13 protein-coding genes are annotated in these 16,522 nt (G+C 59.4%); 11 read left to right on the top strand and 2 right to left on the bottom strand.

What is annotated here, in order from left to right; all coding sequences use genetic code 11:
• Nucleotides 1-107: 107 nt before the first annotated feature.
• From IC37_RS07460 to IC37_RS07415, 10 genes are all read left to right on the top strand, one after another.
• Nucleotides 108-1,508, top strand: coding sequence for a polynucleotide adenylyltransferase PcnB (locus IC37_RS07460; RefSeq protein ID WP_030130361.1), 1,401 nt, complete (start codon nt 108-110; stop codon nt 1,506-1,508).
• A gap of 3 nt (nt 1,509-1,511) precedes the next feature.
• Nucleotides 1,512-1,997 carry a 2-amino-4-hydroxy-6-hydroxymethyldihydropteridine diphosphokinase gene (gene folK / locus IC37_RS07455; RefSeq protein WP_030130362.1) on the top strand — a complete coding sequence of 162 codons (486 nt, stop codon included), beginning with the start codon at nt 1,512-1,514 and terminating at the stop codon, nt 1,995-1,997.
• 385 nt (nt 1,998-2,382) lie between these two features.
• Nucleotides 2,383-3,183: a 3-methyl-2-oxobutanoate hydroxymethyltransferase gene (gene panB / locus IC37_RS07450; protein WP_030130363.1), complete on the top strand. Its 801-nt coding sequence runs from the start codon at nt 2,383-2,385 to the stop codon at nt 3,181-3,183.
• Entirely contained in the window at nt 3,180-4,040 is an 861-nt protein-coding gene (gene panC, locus IC37_RS07445; RefSeq protein ID WP_030130364.1) for a pantoate--beta-alanine ligase, read from the top strand. The genes panB and panC overlap by 4 nt, the downstream gene beginning before the upstream one ends.
• Before the next feature lie 225 nt (nt 4,041-4,265).
• On the top strand, nt 4,266-4,646 hold the full coding sequence (panD, locus tag IC37_RS07440; RefSeq protein WP_008153310.1) for an aspartate 1-decarboxylase: 381 nt from the start codon (nt 4,266-4,268) through the stop codon (nt 4,644-4,646).
• 229 nt (nt 4,647-4,875) lie between these two features.
• The gene (pgi, locus tag IC37_RS07435) at nt 4,876-6,540 is read left to right on the top strand and encodes a glucose-6-phosphate isomerase (RefSeq protein ID WP_030130365.1); all 1,665 of its coding nucleotides are present in this window, start codon (nt 4,876-4,878) and stop codon (nt 6,538-6,540) included.
• A 200-nt stretch (nt 6,541-6,740) separates the two neighbouring features.
• Nucleotides 6,741-8,678 (top strand): acetate--CoA ligase, encoded by a 1,938-nt coding sequence (acs, locus tag IC37_RS07430; protein ID WP_030130366.1) that lies wholly within the window; start codon nt 6,741-6,743, stop codon nt 8,676-8,678.
• Between the two features lie 240 nt (nt 8,679-8,918).
• On the top strand, nt 8,919-9,935 hold the full coding sequence (locus IC37_RS07425) for a class I SAM-dependent rRNA methyltransferase (RefSeq protein ID WP_030130367.1): 1,017 nt from the start codon (nt 8,919-8,921) through the stop codon (nt 9,933-9,935).
• A 61-nt stretch (nt 9,936-9,996) separates the two neighbouring features.
• Nucleotides 9,997-12,984, top strand: coding sequence for a DUF748 domain-containing protein (locus IC37_RS07420; protein WP_051414828.1), 2,988 nt, complete (start codon nt 9,997-9,999; stop codon nt 12,982-12,984).
• Entirely contained in the window at nt 12,984-13,280 is a 297-nt protein-coding gene (locus tag IC37_RS07415) for a DUF2845 domain-containing protein (protein ID WP_030130369.1), read from the top strand. Before IC37_RS07420 ends, IC37_RS07415 begins: the two co-directional genes overlap by 1 nt.
• A 217-nt stretch (nt 13,281-13,497) precedes the next feature.
• On the opposite strand, the gene IC37_RS07410 is transcribed toward IC37_RS07415, so the two are convergent.
• Entirely contained in the window at nt 13,498-13,854 is a 357-nt protein-coding gene (locus IC37_RS07410; protein ID WP_030130370.1) for a BON domain-containing protein, read from the bottom strand.
• A 313-nt stretch (nt 13,855-14,167) separates the two neighbouring features.
• Nucleotides 14,168-14,593 carry a pilin gene (locus IC37_RS07405; protein ID WP_030130371.1) on the bottom strand — a complete coding sequence of 142 codons (426 nt, stop codon included), beginning with the start codon at nt 14,591-14,593 and terminating at the stop codon, nt 14,168-14,170.
• Nucleotides 14,594-14,819: 226 nt separating this feature from the next.
• Between IC37_RS07405 and pilB the strand changes: the two genes are divergently transcribed.
• On the top strand, nt 14,820-16,520 hold the full coding sequence (gene pilB / locus IC37_RS07400; protein WP_030130372.1) for a type IV-A pilus assembly ATPase PilB: 1,701 nt from the start codon (nt 14,820-14,822) through the stop codon (nt 16,518-16,520).
• The last annotated feature ends 2 nt before the right edge of the window (nt 16,521-16,522 follow it).

Raw genomic sequence — 16,522 nt, 5'->3', positions numbered from 1 at the left:
CACAGTGCGCAGCTTCCTACACCATCCCCCGACTAAATGCTAGAATCCCCGCCCATCATGCGGTCATTCTTCGTTATGGCCGAACATTCCTTCAAACAGTGCATCCCATGCTGAAGAAGTTGTTCCAGTCATTCCGTTCTCCCAAGCGTCATACGCAACACATTCGCAGTACGCCTGAAGTGCTTAACAGCGGCCAACATTCGCTGCAAAAGGCACAGTTCAGCCGTTACGCGGTGAATATCGTCGAACGCCTGCAGAACGCCGGTTACCAGGCTTACCTGGTCGGCGGCTGTGTGCGAGATATGCTGCTCGGCATCACGCCGAAAGATTTCGACGTCGCCACCAGCGCCACGCCTGAACAGATACGCGCCGAATTCCGCAACGCGCGGATCATCGGTCGGCGTTTCAAACTGGTGCATATCCACTTTGGTCGCGAAATCATTGAAGTCGCGACCTTCCGCGCCAATCACCCGCAAAACGACGAAGACGAAGACAGCAACCAATCGTCCCGTAATGAGAGCGGGCGCATTCTGCGCGACAACGTCTACGGCACCCTGGAAGAAGACGCGCAACGCCGCGACTTCACCATCAACGCCTTGTATTACGATCCGGTCAGCGAGCGCATTCTCGACTACGCCAACGGCGTACACGACATCCGCAATCATCTGATCCGCCTGATCGGCGATCCGAAGCAACGCTACCAGGAAGACCCGGTGCGGATGCTGCGGGCCGTGCGTTTCGCCGCCAAGCTGAATTTCGGCATCGAAAAACACAGCGCCACGCCAATCCGCGAACTGGCGCCGCTGCTGCGCGAGATCCCGTCGGCTCGCCTGTTCGAAGAAGTGCTTAAGCTGTTCCTCTCCGGCCATGCCGCGGACACCTTCGAAATGCTGGTCGACCTGCAGCTGTTCGATCCGCTGTTCCCGGCCAGTGCGGCAGCGCTGGAATACAACCCGACCTACACCCACACGCTGATCAGTGAAGCGTTGATCAACACAGACCTGCGGATCAAGCAGAACAAACCGGTGACCCCGGCGTTCCTGTTTGCCGCCCTGCTCTGGCCTGCCCTGCCGGCCCGTGTGTTGCGCCTGCAAGAACGCGGCATGCCGCCGATTCCGGCGATGCAGGAAGCCGCTCACGAGCTGATCGCCGAACAGTGCCAGCGCATCGCCATCCCGAAACGCTTCACCATGCCGATCCGCGAGATCTGGGACATGCAGGAGCGTCTGCCACGGCGCAGCGGCAAACGCGCCGACCTGTTACTGGACAACCCGCGATTCCGCGCCGGTTACGACTTCCTGCTGCTGCGCGAAAGCGCAGGCGAACAGACCGATGGCCTGGGCGAATGGTGGACTGACTATCAGGACGCCAATGACAGCGAACGCCGGGACATGATCCGCGATCTGAGCGGCAAGGACGACGGTACCGGCGCTCCGCGCAAACGGCGCCGCAGCGGTGGTGCCAAGCGCAAGCGCGCTGCCGGTGCACCGAGCGCTACAGGCGAGTAAGCCATGGAACGCATCTACATCGGCATGGGCAGCAATCTGGCTGACCCCATGCAACAGTTGCGCAGCGCTGTCGAAGCGCTGGCGCAGCTACCGCAAACCGAACTGGTCGGCGTTTCAGCGTTTTATCAAAGCGACTCGCTGCTGCCCGGTCAACCACGTTACACCAACGCGGTCGCCGCCCTCGATAGCCACCTCGCCCCGCTGGACCTGCTTGATGCGCTGCAAGCCATCGAGAATGGCCAAGGCCGTGAACGCCTTGAACGCTGGGGCCCGCGCACGCTTGACCTGGACATCGTGCTGTTTGGCGATCGACTGATCGACGAACCTCGTCTCAAAGTCCCCCACTATCACCTGCAGGAACGGGCCTTTGTGCTCTATCCGCTGGCCGAGCTGGCGCCGGCGGATTTGCGCCTGGCCGATGGCCGCAGCCTCGCGGAATTGCTCGCTGCCTGCCCGTTCGTCGGGTTGGAACGCCTCTCCCCGATTTAACGCAAATCCCCCTGTGGGAGCGGGCTTGCTCGCGAAAGCGGTCTGACAGTCAGCACATGTGTTGAATGTGAAGCAGTCTTCGCGAGCAAGCCCGCTCCCACATTGGTTTTGTGTCGGACGCTACATCTGCAGCACACCTCCCATAAAACCTGCTGAATCGCGTCAGTAACGCCGGTAACACCCCACGCGTAACAATGCGGTAACACACACAATTGACTTCCCGGGTTCTCCTCACGACTATAGGCGTCCCGCTGCCGCCAACGCGGCGCTAAAGGGCGCAATCCAGGCCTTACAAGCACCACGAAAGAAGGTGCGCCTGTATAAATGACGAATCACGCGCGTTACTCGCAGTAGTTTCCATAGCGCCTGTAATGAGGATTTTTTCATGCCAGCCATCACCCTGACCACGCTCCAGAGCCTCAAGCAGAAAGGTGAAAAGATCACCATGCTGACCTGCTATGACGCGACCTTCGCCCATGCCTGCAATGAGGCCGGGGTTGAAGTGCTGCTGGTGGGCGACTCCCTCGGCATGGTCTTGCAAGGTCACGACAGCACCCTGCCGGTGACCACCGCTGAAATGGCCTACCACGTGGCGGCCGTCAAACGTGGCAACACCGATGCCCTGATCCTCGCCGACCTGCCCTTCATGGCCTACGCCACCCTCGAACAAACCATGACCAACAGCGCCCTGTTGATGCAGGCCGGCGCCCATATGGTCAAAGTTGAAGGCGCTTTGTGGCTCGCGGACTCGATCCGTCTGCTGGCCGAACGAGGCATCCCGGTGTGCGCGCACATGGGGCTGACACCGCAATCGGTCAACATCCTCGGCGGCTATAAAGTCCAGGGACGCAACGAGAACCAGGCGCGGCAAATGCGTGCCGATGCCATCTCTCTGGAACAGGCCGGCGCGGCCATGCTGCTGCTCGAATGCGTGCCCAGTGAACTGGCCGAAGAAATCACCCAGGCGGTGAAGATTCCGGTGATCGGCATCGGTGCCGGCAATGGCACCGACGGTCAGGTACTGGTCCTGCATGACATGCTCGGCTTGTCCATTACCGGCCGCGTACCAAAATTCGTGAAGAACTTCATGACTGATCAAACCAGCATTCAAGCCGCCTTGAGCGCTTACGTCACTGAAGTCAAAGCGGCGACTTTCCCTGGCATCGAACACGGATTCTCTGCATGAACACCGTAAAAACCGTACGCGAACTGCGGGCCGCCGTGGCCCGCGCCCGTAGCGAAGGCAAGCGCATTGGCTTCGTGCCGACTATGGGTAACCTGCACAGCGGGCATGTTGCGCTGATTACCAAAGCCACCCAACGGGTGGATTTCGTGGTCGCGAGTATTTTCGTCAACCCGCTCCAATTCGGCGCCGGCGAAGACCTCGACAAGTACCCGCGGACCCTGGCCGCCGATCAGGAGAAGCTGCTTCAGGCCGGTTGCCATCTGCTGTTCGCACCCACCGTCGAAGAAATGTACCCCGACGGCATGGCCGGTCAAACCCGCGTCAGCGTTCCGCAACTGTCCGAGGGACTGTGCGGCGCCAGCCGTCCGGGGCATTTCGAAGGGGTGGCGACCGTCGTCAGCAAGCTGTTCAACATGATCCAGCCGGACTTGGCGATCTTCGGCCAGAAAGACTTCCAGCAACTGGCGGTGATTCGCGCCCTGGTGCATGACCTGAACATGCCGATCCAGATCATCGGCGAACCTACCGTGCGTGCGGCCGATGGCCTGGCGCTGTCGTCGCGCAATGGTTTCCTCAGCGAAGAACAACGGGCCATCGCGCCAGAGGTCTATCGCACCCTGACCCATATTGCCGCTGCAATTAAACAGGGTGAGCGGGATTACCCGACGTTGATCAATGAGCAGATCAAACAGCTTGAAGCCGCTGGCCTGCGTGCCGATTATCTGGAAATTCGCCATGCGCTGACCTTGCGTCCGGCGACAGCGGAAGATCGGGATCTGGTGATTCTGGTGGCGGCGTTCCTGGGCACGACGCGGTTGATCGACAACCTGCATCTGAACCTCGACGCGCCCGCCTGAGCACCGCAAAACCAATGTGGGAGCGGCGGTGCGGCGATCCGACTTGCTCGCGAAAGCGGTCTGACAGTCAACGATGATGTTGAATGTAATGGCCTATTCGCGAGCAAGTCGGATCGCCGCACCGCCGCTCCCACATTGGATCTACGTCGTTTCCAGACTGTATTGCTGCCTCTAAAGCCTTCGGGCAAACTGCCCGCCGTTCGATTCCGACCTGGGGAAACACTCATGCACGCCATCATGCTCAAGGCCAAGCTGCATCGCGCCGAAGTCACCCATGCTGTACTCGATTACGAAGGTTCCTGCGCCATCGACGGCGAATGGCTGGACCTGTCCGGCATCCGTGAGTACGAACAGATCCAGATCTACAACATCGACAACGGCGAACGCTTCACCACCTATGCGATTCGTGGCGAAGAAGGTTCGCGCATGATTTCGGTCAACGGCGCCGCAGCGCACAAGGCCAAGGTCGGCGATCGCGTGATCATCTGCGCTTACGCTCACTACAGCGAAGCCGAACTGCTCAACTTCAAGCCACGCATGCTCTACATGGCGCCGGGTAACGAACTGAGCCACACCAGCAATGCCATTCCGGTTCAGGTCGCCTGATCGAGCCGCGCCCCCTTTCAGCCTTCCGTTTGTCGGACCGTTCCCGGTTAAATGTTAAAAAAGTACCGGGAGCAGGTCAGACAAAGTCAAGACAGATTGCAGCGCGAGGTTTACTGTATTCGCCCTGCGCCAAAAATCGTGTCGACGCAGTTGACCGGACGCCCACCCACAGCGCTCCGGGATTTTTAGTGTTCAAAAGGCCGTTCAAGTAAAAAGGAAAACCGCAGCGATGGCGTACTACCGCACTCCTCACGACGTTACCGCTCTGCCCGCTTGGCAAGCGCTGAATGACCACCGCCAAGCCATGCAGGATTTCAGCATGCGCGAAGCCTTTAATGCCGATCCGCAGCGCTTTACTCAATTCACCCTCAGCAGCTGCGGCCTGTTTCTCGACTACTCGAAGAACCTGATCAACGCCGAGACCCGCAACCTGCTGGTGGGCCTGGCCAACGAAGTCGACCTCAAAGGCGCGATCAAAGCGCTGTTCGATGGCGAAATCGTCAACTCTTCCGAAGGGCGCCCGGCGCTGCACACCGCACTGCGCCGCCCGGTGGGCGACAAGCTGTCGGTCAACGGCGTCAACGTGATGCCCGATGTGCACAAAGTGCTGAACCAGATCACCGATCTCGTGGGTCGCATCCACGACGGTTTGTGGCGCGGTTACACCGAGAAGCCGATCACTGACGTGGTGAACATCGGCATCGGTGGCTCGTTCCTCGGCCCTGAGCTGGTGTCCGAAGCGCTGCTGTCCTACGCCCAGAAAGGCGTGCGCTGCCATTACCTGGCGAACATCGACGGCAGTGAATTCCACGAACTGACGATGAAGCTGCGCGCCGAGACCACGCTGTTCATCGTCTCGTCGAAATCCTTCAACACCCTCGAAACCCTGAAAAACGCCCAGGCCGCACGCGCCTGGTACCTGGCTCAGGGTGGTTCGGAAGCCGAGCTGTACCGTCACTTCATCGCCGTTTCCAGCAACAACGCGGCAGCGGTGGCGTTCGGTATTCGCGAAGAAAACATCTTCCCAATGTGGGACTGGGTCGGCGGGCGTTACTCGCTGTGGTCGGCTATCGGTCTGCCGATTGCCCTGGCCATCGGCATGTCGAACTTCAAGGAGCTGCTGTCCGGTGCTTACACCATGGACCAGCATTTCCAGAGCGCGCCTTTCGAACAGAACATGCCGGTACTGCTGGCGTTGCTCGGCGTCTGGTACGGCAACTTCTGGGGCGCGCAAAGCCACGCGATCCTGCCGTACGACCACTACCTGCGCAACATCACCAAACACTTGCAACAGCTGGACATGGAATCCAACGGCAAGAGCGTGCGTCAGGATGGCACGCCAGTGTCCACCGATACCGGCCCGGTGATCTGGGGCGGCGTCGGCTGCAACGGTCAGCACGCTTATCACCAGTTGCTGCACCAAGGCACCCAGCTGATTCCGGCCGACTTTATCGTGCCGATCGTCAGCTTCAACCCGGTGTCCGACCACCACCAGTGGCTGTACGCCAACTGCCTGTCGCAAAGCCAGGCACTGATGCTGGGCAAGACCCGCGTCGAGGCCGAAGCCGAGCTGCGTGACAAAGGCATGAGCGAGGACGAAGTACAGAAGCTGGCGGCACACAAGGTGATCCCGGGCAACCGTCCGAGCAACACCCTGGTGGTCGAACGCATCAGCCCGCGTCGTCTTGGCGCACTGGTGGCGCTGTACGAACACAAAGTCTTCGTGCAAAGCGTGGTCTGGGGCATCAACGCCTTCGACCAGTGGGGTGTGGAGCTGGGCAAGGAGCTGGGCAAAGGCGTCTACAACCGCCTGGTCGGCAGCGAAGAAACCCCGGCCGACGATGCGTCCACTCAAGGTCTGATCAACTACTTCCGCGGTCGTCACCGCGGGTGATTTGAGACGCTCCCACAGGTCATCACTGACCCTGTGGGAGCGGGCTTGCTCGCGAAAGCGGTGTATCAGTCGACACCAATGCTGAATGACAAATCGCTTTCGCGAGCAAGCCCGCTCCCACATTGGTTCTATGTACACTTGAACTCAAAATTCACAGGGCGCATCTTTATTACTTGTCGTAACAAGAATAAGGAACCGTCATGTTCGATATCAGCACGTTCCCCAAGGCCGATGCCGTACGCCGGGCTGCACAGTTAAGTCAAGACGACTACCAACGCCTGTACCGCCAATCCATCGAGCACCCCAGCACCTTCTGGGCTGAACAGGCCACACGCTTTCTCGACTGGAGCGCGCCGTGGCAAACCGTCCAGCGTTACGACCTGAAAACCGGTGAGGCGAGCTGGTTCGCCGGCGGGAAGTTAAACGTCAGTTACAACTGCATCGACCGTCACCTGGAAAAGCGCGGCGATCAAATCGCGATTATCTGGGAAGGCGATGACCCCGCCGAATCCGCCCAGATCACCTACAAAAAACTCCATCACAACGTCTGCCGACTGGCCAACGTGCTCAAAAGCCGTGGCGTGAAGAAAGGCGATCGCGTGTGCATCTACATGCCGATGATTCCCGAAGCCGCCTACGCCATGCTCGCCTGCGCGCGCATCGGCGCGATTCATTCGGTGGTGTTCGGCGGCTTCTCCCCGGACTCGCTGCGTGACCGGATTCTCGACGCCGATTGCCGAACCGTGATCACTGCCGATGAAGGCGTGCGCGGCGGTAAATTCGTGCCGCTCAAACAGAACGTCGACACGGCGCTGCAAAGCTGCCCCGACGTGAACACGGTGATCGTGGTCGAGCGCACCCAAAACCAGGTCAACTGGGTCGACGACCGGGACATCTGGTACCACCAGGCTTTGCGCGACGTCAGCGACGACTGCCCGCCAGAGCCGATGGATGCCGAAGACCCGCTGTTTATCCTCTACACCTCCGGCAGTACAGGCAAACCCAAAGGCGTGCTGCACACCACCGGTGGCTACTTGCTGCAAGCGGCAATGACCTTCAAGTACGTGCTCGACTATCGCGACGGTGAAGTCTTCTGGTGCACCGCCGATGTCGGCTGGGTCACCGGCCACAGCTACATCGTCTACGGACCGCTGGCCAACGGGGCGACCACGCTGATCTTCGAAGGCGTGCCGAGCTACCCCAGCACCTCGCGCTTCTGGCAGGTGATCGACAAGCACCATGTGAACATCTTCTACACCGCCCCGACCGCCCTGCGCGCGCTGATGCGTGAAGGCCCCGAGCCGCTGAAGGAAACGTCCCGCGAGAGCCTGCGGTTACTCGGCACCGTCGGTGAGCCGATCAACCCGGAAGCCTGGGAGTGGTATTTCAATACGGTCGGCGAGCAGCGCTGCCCGATTGTCGATACCTGGTGGCAGACCGAAACCGGCGGCATCATGCTCAGCCCGCTGGTCAGCACCCAACGGATCAAACCCGGCTGCGCCACCCAACCGATGTTCGGCGTGCAACCGGTATTGCTCGACGAACACGGCAAGGAAATCAAAGGCGCCGGCAGCGGCATACTGGCCATCAAGTCCAGCTGGCCGGCGCAGATCCGCAGCGTCTACGGCGACCCGAAACGGATGATCGAAACCTACTTCAAGCCCTACCCCGGCTATTACTTCACCGGTGATGGTGCACGTCGCGACGAGGACGGCGACTACTGGATCACCGGGCGCATCGATGACGTGATCAACGTCTCCGGGCACCGCATCGGCACGGCCGAAGTCGAAAGCGCGCTGGTGCTGCACGACAGCATTGCCGAGGCCGCCGTGGTCGGTTATCCCCATGATGTCAAAGGCCAGGGCATCTATGCCTTCGTCACCCCCATGAACGGCGTCGAAGCCAACGATGAACTGAAGAATGCACTGCTGGCTCACGTCAGCAAGGATATCGGCAGCTTCGCCAAACCGGACTTGATCCAATGGGCCCCGGCCCTGCCGAAAACCCGCTCGGGCAAGATTATGCGACGAATTCTGCGCAAGATCGCCTGCAACGAACTGGACAGCCTGGGCGACACCTCGACCCTCGCCGACCCGAGCGTGGTGCAGGGGCTGATCGACCAACGCCTGAACCAATGAACTCGTGTGGTGCATCGGCGAAGGCCAAGGCGTAGCACTGGCGAGCGAAAGAGCTAAAAGCTTCGCGAGCAAGCCCGCTCCCACACTGGATTTATGAACGGCACAAATCCAGTGTGGGAGCGGGCTTGCTCGCGAAGGCGGCCTCACAGCCACCACATCCCTCACATTTGCCCACAAAACTCAAAGCCCATAGCTGTTAAACTCCCGCGCCCCCAATTCCCTCCTGCAAGGCCGCCCAGCATGTCTTCCTTGAATCAGGCGCTGCGCGCCGCCCTCGATCGTCGCCAGGACCTGCTCGCCGAGCTGCATCAGCAAGGCACCGATTGCTATCGCCTGTTCCACGGCAGCCAGGAAGGCGCTGGCGGCCTGACCATCGACCGCTACGGCCCGCAACTGTTGGTGCAGAGCTTTCACCAGGCACTGGAGCGTGACGCCCTGCTGCAACTGCACGAGATCGTCAATCAACAGCTGGGCCTCGACACCCTGCTGGTCTACAACGACCGTTCCCGTGGCAACTCGCGCATCGACCGCGAAGACACCGTCTACCGCGCCGACGAAGCCGCCCTGCAAGATTTGATCGGCCACGAATGGGGACTGAACTACCGGGTTCGCGGGCGTCACGCTGGCCAGGACCCATTGCTGTTTCTCGACCTGCGCAACGCTCGCGGCTGGGTCAAGGCGCACAGCAAAAACAAAAGTGTGCTGAACCTGTTTGCTTACACCTGTGGCGTTGGTCTCAGCGCTGCGGCTGGAGGTGCGAGCGAGGTGTGTAACCTGGACTTTGCCGAAGGCAATCTGGCGGTCGGCCGCGAGAACGGTCTGCTCAACCCGCAATTGCCGACGATGGAGTTCATCCAGTCCGATTACTTCCCGGCGATTCGTCAACTGGCCGGACTGCCGATCAGCCAGCGTCGCGGCCAGAAACTGCCGAGCTATCAACGCCTGGACCCGCGTCAGTACGATCTGGTGCTGCTTGATCCACCGGCCTGGGCCAAGAGCGCTTTCGGCACGGTCGACCTGTTGCGTGACTATCAGAGCCTGCTCAAACCGGCGCTGCTGACCACCGCCAACGATGGCGTACTGATCTGCTGCAACAACCTGGCGAAGGTCAGCATGGACGATTGGCGCGAACAGGTTCTGCGCTGCGCAGAGAAGGCCGGGCGCCCGGTGCGTGAGTGGAGCGTGCTGACGCCGGGCAGCGATTTCCCGTCGATGGATCAGCAGCCGCCGCTGAAAACACTGATCCTGCAGCTCTGAAAGCCCACGCCGATAATCAGATAAATCCTATAAAGCGTGGTTGCTTCGGAACCGCAAACGCATGCCATACTCCAAGGCACTCCGATTCCGACAAATGAAGCCGCACATGCCCAAAGGATTGATTCGCGCTATCGGCGCCGTGTTGACTGCCCTGGCTCTTTATAGCCTGTTGGGGTTTCTGATTTTGCCGGGCATCGCGTTGCGAATCGCCAACCAACAATTGGCCAACTACGCCACGACACCTGCGACGATTCAGCGGATCGAACTCAACCCGTTCAGCCTTGAAGTCACCCTTTGGGGCCTGGTCATCGGCGAGCCGGGCAAAGAGCAAGTGGGCTTCGAACGTCTGTACGCCAACCTGCAGATCGACAGCCTCTGGACCAAGGCGCTGCATCTGTCCGATATCGAACTGGACAAACCCAAGACCGAAATCCTCTTCGGCAAGGACGGCAAACTCAACCTGCTCGGTCTGTTCAAAATCCCTGCCAGCGAACCAACCCCGGTCGATCCGGACGCCAAACCATTCCCGCTACGCGTGGAGCGGATCAAACTGGCCGGTGGCTCCGTACATTTCGAGGATGCACGGCCCAGCGAACCCATCGAATTCCTCTACGACAAACTCGATTTCGAACTGAAAAACCTCAGCACCTTGCCCGAAGACAGCGCCGACATGACGTTGGTGGCCGTCGGCCCGGCAGGTGGCCAGATCGACTGGACCGGTAACTTCAGCCTGATCCCGATCGCCTCCGAAGGTAAGCTGAAAATCACCGACGGCAAGATGAAATCCTTTTGGCCCTATGTGCGCGATGCTGTGCCACTGGCACTCGAGGATGGCGTGGTCAGCCTCAGCACCGACTACAAACTCAACCTGGCCAAGGAAACCGAACTGCTGCTGAGCAACGTTGCCGTCAGCATCGCGCCTTTCGCCATCAAGACTGCGGACGGTCGACCGCTGGCGAAGCTCGAGCGGCTGGACATCAGCGAAACCACCGTGGATCTGGCCAAACAGCAAGTGGTGGTCGGCAAGATCCGCAGTCAGAAACTGGAAACCTGGGCCGCCCTCGAAGCCGATGGGCAACTCGATTGGCAAAAACTGTTCGCCAGCCAGCCGTCCAAAGCGGCCAACAAAGCCAACGCCGAGCCAGCCAGCGCGCCGGCAGTAGCCGATTCGCCGAAGCCTGAACCGACCGCGCCGAGCAAGCCTTGGCAGGTGCTGCTTAAAGACGTGCAACTGCGTGATTATCGGGTGCACCTGGCCGACCGCAAGGCTCAACCGGAGGTGGCGCTGGAGTTGGGTCCACTGAACCTGGACCTGCAAAATTTCGACAGCCTCAATGGCTCACCTTTCAACCTCAAGCTCGACACCGGCGTGGGCAAGCAAGGCAAGATCATCGCGGATGGCGTGGTCAATCTGGCCCCGATCAGCGCCAAACTGAACGTAGAGACCAAGGACATCGACCTGCGCGTCGCCCAGTCCTACATCAACCCGTTCATTCGTCTTGAACTGCGCAGCGGCATGCTGGGCAGTGACCTGGCGGTCGACCTGAAAAGCACCGAGCCGCTGGCGTTCAACGTTACCGGCCGCGCCCAGGTCGATCAGCTGCATACCCTCGACACCCTGAAAACCCGCGACTTCCTCAAGTGGCAACAGTTGGTGCTCGAAGGCCTGAACTATCAGCACGGCGACAGCCTGTCGATCGACAAGGTCAACCTGTTCCAGCCCTATGCGCGCTTCATGATCAACGATGATCGCACCACCAACGTCGATGACCTGCTGATCCCGCAACCGGCCGATTCCGGCACCACCGCGGCGGCAGCCAAACCGACAGCCGGAAAAGAAAAACCGCTGGGCATCCACATCGGCGGCATAACCATTAATGATGGTTCGGCCAACTTCGCCGACTTCAGCCTGACCCCGAACTTCGCCACGGCCGTTCAACAGCTCAACGGGAAGATCGGCACCATCGACAGCCGCCAGGCAAAACCGGCCAGTGTCGACGTCAAAGGCAAGGTCGACCGCTATGCGCCGGTGACCATCAAGGGTTCGGTCAACCCGTTCGACCCGATGGCCAGCCTGGACATCGCCACCAGTTTCAAACGGGTGGAACTGACCAACTTGACGCCCTATTCCGGCAAGTTCGCCGGTTACCGCATCCGCAAGGGCCGGCTCAATCTCGACCTGCATTACAAAATCACCAACGGCCAGCTCCTGGCCGAAAACAAAGTGGTGGTCGAGCAGCTGCAACTGGGTGAAAAGGTCGACAGTCCAGACGCCGTGAGCCTGCCGCTGAAACTGGCGATTGCCTTGCTCAAGGATGTCGACGGCAAGATTTCCATCGAGCTGCCAGTGAGCGGCGACTTGAACAACCCGCAGTTCAGCGTCATGCCGATTGTCTGGCAAACCCTGCGCAACCTGATTGTGAAAGCCGCAGCAGCGCCATTCAAAATGATTGGCGGTCTGGTCAGCGGCGGAGGTTCGGAAGACTTGGGCACCGTGGCGTTCGCACCGGGCTCAAGCGACCTGACCAAAGACGCTGAAGCGGCGCTGGTCAAACTGTCTCAGGCGCTCAAGGAACGTCCGGCCCTGCGCCTGGAAATCGAAGGCACCGCCGCCAAGAGCAGCGATGGCCCGCTGATCGCCGAGCAACGCCTGGAGCGGGAATACCAATACAACTACTACAAAATGCTCCAGCGTCGCGGAGACAAAGTACCGGCCCAGGCCTCATTGCTGGAAGTGCCGGACAGCGAGAAAGACCCGCTGCTCGAAGGGATCTACCGCACACGCCTGAAGACCCAACCGCCCGCCGAATGGAAGGACCTGGGCAAGGAAGAACGCAGCAAGAAAATGCGTGAAGGCGTGATTGGCTTCTGGAGCTCCAGCGAGGTGCTGTTGCGTCAACTGGGTCAAGAACGGGCCAGCAGCATCAAGGATTATCTGGTGGACAAGAGTCAGTTGGCCGATGACCGCGTGTACTTCATTGACGCCAACCTCGGTGAGGCAGAAAGCGATGGTCGCGTCATTACGCCCATGCATCTGGATGCCGAGTGATGGGCGCACGCTGGCTTCTGAGACTGGCCCTGGTGTTGGCTGCCGGACAGGCTGCGGCGGCCGATACCTTGCGCTGCGGCAGTCAATTGATCAGCGTAGGGGACAGGTCCGGCGAAGTGCTGCAAAAATGCGGAGAGCCCGTTGCCCGCGACGTGTTGGGCTACAAGCGCAGCGCCAATCGGCGGGAAGAGTTTCAGGTCGAGGAATGGACCTACGGGCCCAACAGCGGGATGTACCAGTACCTGCGCTTTGAAGGGAATCGCTTGGTTCGAATCACCAGCAAGCGTGGGAATTGAATCCACCGCATCCAATGTAGGTACCAGTCAATGTGGGAGCGGCGGTGCCGCTCCCAGTTGTTTTGCGTAGCCCGCAATAGAACAGGCCCCGACACGAATGCCGGGGCCTGTAATGGCCACATCCTTGTGACCTTTCGCATGAACGCTCAAGTTGCGGCAGACGTATGACTCGGCCCGTCTACCGCACCTTCTCCCGGTCCAGGCGAGAAGCCTTGTTTTACTCGGATTTCAGGCCGTCAGCGGACACCGCTTTGACGCCTTTGATTTTCTTGGCGATAGCCACGGCGGTTGTTTTCTGAGCATCTGTCAGAGCGGTCATGGAAGACAGGGAAACAACGCCTTTGTTGGTTTCGACTTTGATGTCAGTGCCAGGGATGCCTTTTTCGGTCACCAGGTCTGCTTTGACTTTGGTTGTGATCCAGGTATCGGAAACATCCTCTTTCGCTTCAGTGACTTCACCGGCGGCCAGCATCATGGGTGCCTGAGTCGCTTGGGTGGTCTGTGCGAATGCAGCGTTGGCCATGGTCAGGGTCAACGCGGTAGCAGTAGCGGCAGCGATAGCGAACTTCTTCATACGAGTAACTCCTGTATTTCTGGAAAGTCTGCTGCGTGTCTTGTCAGCAGGGTTACAGGAGAGAGTGCGAACGCTGTGCCAACTGTCCGATAAAAAATAAATACTTATAAATCAATTACTTAACTACAAAGGTAATTTTCGTAATCATGCAAATTGCATGACTGCGAAATTATCTACATGCAACATGCGGGTTTTAACGCAGGCCTAAGGCCATGAATTGTCGGGGGTTTCTCGATTACCTGGCCCCAAAAATAGCGAACAAAAAAATGCCTCGCGTCGTTAAACGCGGGGCATTTGGCAGGATGACAATGGATCAGCCAGCAGCGGCAGCGGGAGGGCAACCTTTAGGCGCGTATTCCGCGTCAACCGTAGTGGCGCAAGTCCAGCCACCGGCAAGTGTGCGCGTGAGCGTGACGGTTTTGCTGAGCACCGGCCCCGGTGCGTTGAGAATCGTGCAAGCAATACTGCCCGCACCGGTAGAGGCAGTACCCGTTGCCGTAATCGTGCAATTACCCGTGGCGCTCGCCGCGCCGATCCCGGCGGGGGCGGCAATATCGGTGCCTTGATTGATAACGTCTTCGAAAGGCACCTTCAGTGCCGAGATTTCCGCAACCGCAGCGGTAACCTTCGCCCGCGCCTGGTACTTCGAATACTGCGGCAGCGCAAACGTCGCCAGAATCCCGATGATCGCCACCACGATCAACAGCTCTATCAGGGTAAAGCCATTTTGATTTTTCATAGACAGGCTCCATGCATGAGTCGAAATCTCATGATCTGAACAAGGCACAGCACAGGTCATGCCAAACCGCGCGCGCCCCTGCCTGCGGAGCGCGAGACCGTGGCAAAGACCTTTCCTCCCCCCAGGATCCGCACTATCTGACACTTTTTGTCACCTCACCCCGACTGGTTTGGTTCCACTGCTTGACTAGGCTATAAGTCATTAACCGTCTGCGTCCGGAATCCCAATGAATGACATTGCCCTTAGCGGTCTGGCCAAGCAATTGGTACTGGCCGAGCTGATCACCGACCAAAGTGCGCAACAGGCGTATCAGCAAGCCCAACGCAATCGAATTTCGCTGGTCAGCTATCTGGTGCAAAACAAACTGCTGAAAAGCTGGCAGGTCGCGGAAGTGGCCTCGGAGCATTTCGGCATGGCCCTGCTGGACCTCAACTGCCTGGACAAGGACACCCAACCCCGAGGGCTGGTCAGCGAGAAGCTGATCCGTCAGCACCACGCCCTGCCCCTCTGGCGGCGGGGCAACAAGCTGTTCGTGGGGATTTCCGACCCGACCAATCATCAAGCCATCAACGACATCCAGTTCAGTACCGGGCTGAGCACCGAAGCCATCCTGGTGGAGGAAGACAAGCTCAGCGACGCCATCGAAAAATTCTTCGACAATCAATCCACCGGTCTGGAAGACATGGCCGATGTCGACCTCGACGGGGTGGATATCGAGTCGGTCGATGAGCAGAAACAGGACCCCATCGCAGGGCAAGATGCCGATGACGCGCCGGTGGTGCGCTTCGTCCACAAGATGTTGCTCGACGCGATCAAGAGCGGTTCTTCCGACCTGCATTTCGAGCCCTATGAAAAAATCTACCGCGTGCGGATGCGCACCGATGGCATGCTGCGGGAGGTCGCTAGGCCGCCGACACAACTGGCCAACCGCATTGCTTCGCGGCTGAAGGTCATGGCCAGTCTCGACATCTCCGAACGGCGCAAACCCCAGGACGGGCGAATCAAGATGCGCCTGTCCAAAAGCAAGTCCATCGACTTCCGGGTCAACACCCTGCCGACCCTGTGGGGCGAGAAGGTGGTGATCCGGATCCTCGACCCGTCCAGTGCACAAATGGGCATCGATGCCCTCGGTTACGAACCCGACCAGAAAGACCTGTACATGGCCGCCCTCAAGCAGCCACAGGGAATGATCCTGGTGACTGGCCCCACCGGCTCGGGCAAGACCGTGTCGCTCTATACCGGGCTGAACATCCTCAACACCGTCGACATCAATATTTCCACTGCCGAAGACCCGGTAGAAATCAACATCGAAGGCATCAACCAGGTCAACGTCAATCCCAGGCAGGGACTGGATTTCGCCCAGGCGCTGCGCTCGTTTCTGCGTCAGGACCCGGACGTGATCATGGTCGGCGAAATCCGCGACCTCGAAACCGCCGAGATTGCCATCAAGGCCGCCCAGACCGGGCATATGGTGCTTTCCACCCTGCACACCAACAGCGCCGCGCAAACCCTGACCCGCCTGCACAACATGGGGATTCAGGGGTTCAACATCGCGACTTCGGTCAGCCTGATCATCGCCCAACGCCTGGCGCGCAAACTGTGCAGCCATTGCAAAATGCCCATCGAGATTCCCCGCGAGGCGTTACTCAAGGAAGGTTTTCCCGAGGAACGCATCGGCTCGTTCACGATCTATGAACCGGTCGGTTGCGACCAGTGCAACGGCGGTTACAAAGGGCGAGTAGGGATTTATGAAGTGGTAAAAAATACCCCGGACCTGCAACGGCTGATCATGGCCGAAGGCAATTCACTGGAAATCGACATCCAGATGCGTAAGGACGGCTTCAACGACCTGCGCACTTCGGGCCTGCTCAAGGCCATGCAAGGCATCACCAGCCTTGAAGAAATCAACCGGGTCACGAAGGACTGAAC

It is taken from the genome of Pseudomonas sp. QTF5, assembly GCF_000512695.2.
Lineage (GTDB): Bacteria > Pseudomonadota > Gammaproteobacteria > Pseudomonadales > Pseudomonadaceae > Aquipseudomonas.
Note: the sequence above shows the minus strand (reverse complement) of the source record. Positions and strands in the feature narration are given on the sequence as shown.

Excerpts from the sequence above, each read along its gene's own strand:
- IC37_RS07460 (WP_030130361.1), top strand. The coding sequence starts at position 108 with ATGCTGAAGAAGTTGTTCCAGTCATTCCGTTCTCCCAAGCGTCATACG.
- folK (WP_030130362.1), top strand. The coding sequence starts at position 1,512 with ATGGAACGCATCTACATCGGCATGGGCAGCAATCTGGCTGACCCCATG.
- panB (WP_030130363.1), top strand. The coding sequence starts at position 2,383 with ATGCCAGCCATCACCCTGACCACGCTCCAGAGCCTCAAGCAGAAAGGT.
- panC (WP_030130364.1), top strand. The coding sequence starts at position 3,180 with ATGAACACCGTAAAAACCGTACGCGAACTGCGGGCCGCCGTGGCCCGC.
- panD (WP_008153310.1), top strand. The coding sequence starts at position 4,266 with ATGCACGCCATCATGCTCAAGGCCAAGCTGCATCGCGCCGAAGTCACC.
- pgi (WP_030130365.1), top strand. The coding sequence starts at position 4,876 with ATGGCGTACTACCGCACTCCTCACGACGTTACCGCTCTGCCCGCTTGG.
- acs (WP_030130366.1), top strand. The coding sequence starts at position 6,741 with ATGTTCGATATCAGCACGTTCCCCAAGGCCGATGCCGTACGCCGGGCT.
- IC37_RS07425 (WP_030130367.1), top strand. The coding sequence starts at position 8,919 with ATGTCTTCCTTGAATCAGGCGCTGCGCGCCGCCCTCGATCGTCGCCAG.
- IC37_RS07420 (WP_051414828.1), top strand. The coding sequence starts at position 9,997 with ATGCCATACTCCAAGGCACTCCGATTCCGACAAATGAAGCCGCACATG.
- IC37_RS07415 (WP_030130369.1), top strand. The coding sequence starts at position 12,984 with ATGGGCGCACGCTGGCTTCTGAGACTGGCCCTGGTGTTGGCTGCCGGA.
- IC37_RS07410 (WP_030130370.1), bottom strand. The coding sequence starts at position 13,854 with ATGAAGAAGTTCGCTATCGCTGCCGCTACTGCTACCGCGTTGACCCTG.
- IC37_RS07405 (WP_030130371.1), bottom strand. The coding sequence starts at position 14,593 with ATGAAAAATCAAAATGGCTTTACCCTGATAGAGCTGTTGATCGTGGTG.
- pilB (WP_030130372.1), top strand. The coding sequence starts at position 14,820 with ATGAATGACATTGCCCTTAGCGGTCTGGCCAAGCAATTGGTACTGGCC.